Source organism: Mesorhizobium sp. M1E.F.Ca.ET.041.01.1.1, from assembly GCF_003997355.1.
Classification (GTDB): Bacteria; Pseudomonadota; Alphaproteobacteria; order Rhizobiales; family Rhizobiaceae; genus Mesorhizobium.
On sequence record NZ_RZSL01000888.1, the window covers coordinates 1 to 1824 of the forward strand.

Consider the following 1824-nt stretch of genomic DNA (forward strand, 5'->3'; position numbering starts at 1 on the left):
ATCCCAGACAGCGCGCCAGTTCCTGACCGTTTCCGTCAGCGACGGCCCTCGCGCCGTGCCCATGTGCCAGGACTGCGCGTAGCCGCCGATCGTCAGCACCAGATCGATTTGCAGCATCAGCGCCATCAGTTCGGCTCGCCATGCAGGCGCGCATTCACGGCGCGGCGGCAGGTCGGCCCCCTTGGCGTCCTGGCCAGGGAAGCAGAAACCCATCGGCACGATGGCGAATTTTTCCGTGTCGTAGAACTCTTCGCTGGTGACGCCGAGCCAGCTTCTGAGACGATCTCCGGAGGCGTCGGTGAACGGCATGCCCGAGATGTGGACCTTGGTGCCCGGCGCCTGGCTGGCGAGCAGGATGCGAGCGCTCGACGATGGCCTCAGCACCGGGCGCGGCTCATGCGGCAAGGGCCGGCCGCGCGGATGCTCGACGCAGATGCGGCAGGCCCGCACCCTCGCCGTCAGGCTTTCCAGTTCTCCACTTGTGCTGTGCAGTTCGTCCAAAACGCGGGTCTCAGGCAGTAGCGCTCGGTCGGCTTGTCAGCGCCCCGTACCAACGCAATACGTTGGTGCAATCCTCCGGCACCTTGATGCGCGCCGGCTTCATAAAGTCGATGGCGATCATCCCGGTGATGTCGGCGACCGAATAGGCATCGCTGGCGGCGAATTCCCTGTCCGCCAGCTCGCGGTCGAGCAGATACAGGAATTCGATCGCCTTCGGCTTGTTGGCCTCGCCCCATTCGGGGATCTGCGGCACCTCCCATTCCTTCATCGCCGGATGGATGTGCCGGAAGGCGGCGGCGACGCAGCTCAAGAGGTTGAACTCCATGCGCCTTTGCCACATCTCGACCTTGGCCTTGCCGAGAGCGCCTTTGCCGAACAACGCGGGCTCGGGATGCAATTCCTCGAAGTAGCGGCAGATGGCGATGGATTCGGTGATGATGGTGCCGTCGTCGAGCTCGAGCACCGGCAGCCGCCGCAGTGGATTGCGCGACGCCACGGGCTGTTCGCGATGCTCCAGCGCGCCCATGTCGACAGGCACCAGCGGAACGGTCAATCCCTTCTCCGCCAGGAAGACCCGGACCCGTCTGGGGTTCGGCGCGCGGCCGCCATCGAACAGCTTCATTCCATTCTCCCGATCTCTCGCTCGATCATAGGTCGCGCTTCAATGCATGTCGCCCAAAAGTGCGTAGCGGTTTTGGGAGAACGACATGCATCAAACAGAGCATCGCCAGAACGTCATCACCAGAAACGGACAAGCTCGCGCAGCGCATCACCGAGCGAAGCCAACGTGCCGTGCCTCCTTTCGACCGGCCGGTCGTGGTGGCTGTCGCGCCAGTCCTGCGGCTCCTCGAAGGAGCCTGCCCAGATGCCGGCCTTGGCGGCGCGCGCAACGGCCTCCTCGGTTTCGAAGTCGCCGAAGGCGACGGCCCATCCGGCCTGCACCTGAGCACGGTTGAGGTCCGTGTCACCTGCCTTGCAGTCGCCGAGCAGCCGGCCGTATCGGTCGCGCTGCCAGCCGCTGCAGGAAACCGGCCTGCTGGCGATCAGCCGCACCAGCGATTGCCGCGCGAGCTTGCCGCAAGGGTAGTCGGCGGCGTCCTTGCGGCACGTCTGCGTGTATTCCGGAGCGTCGATGCCGCGCATGCGGATGCGCTCTGTTCCCAGCGTGATCGAATCGCCGTCATTGACGATGGCAGTGCCCTGCTCCTTGCGCGTCTCGAAACGGTCGAGCCGCGCCGCCACCAAAATGAACAGGCCAAGCAGAACCGCGGTCAGCCCATAATCCAGCAGCTTGCGCCAAAGGCTGCGCGGAGGCCGCGGAAC

General features: G+C 65.1%; 3 protein-coding genes. All 3 read right to left on the bottom strand.

The window, feature by feature from the left end; genetic code table 11:
• A partial coding sequence (locus EOA38_RS35490; protein WP_245481004.1) for a uracil-DNA glycosylase family protein occupies positions 1 to 501 on the bottom strand: 501 nt, incomplete at its 3' end.
• A gap of 10 nt (positions 502 to 511) precedes the next feature.
• Complete coding sequence (locus tag EOA38_RS35495; protein WP_127301412.1) at positions 512 to 1123, bottom strand: glutathione S-transferase; 612 nt, start codon at positions 1121 to 1123, stop codon at positions 512 to 514.
• Positions 1124 to 1239: 116 nt separating this feature from the next.
• On the bottom strand, positions 1240 to 1824 hold a 585-nt coding region (locus EOA38_RS35500; protein ID WP_145966250.1), incomplete at its 5' end, for a thermonuclease family protein.

Bases quoted from the DNA above. Each gene is read 5' to 3' on its own strand.
- EOA38_RS35495 (WP_127301412.1), bottom strand. From the start codon at position 1,123: ATGAAGCTGTTCGATGGCGGCCGCGCGCCGAACCCCAGACGGGTCCGG.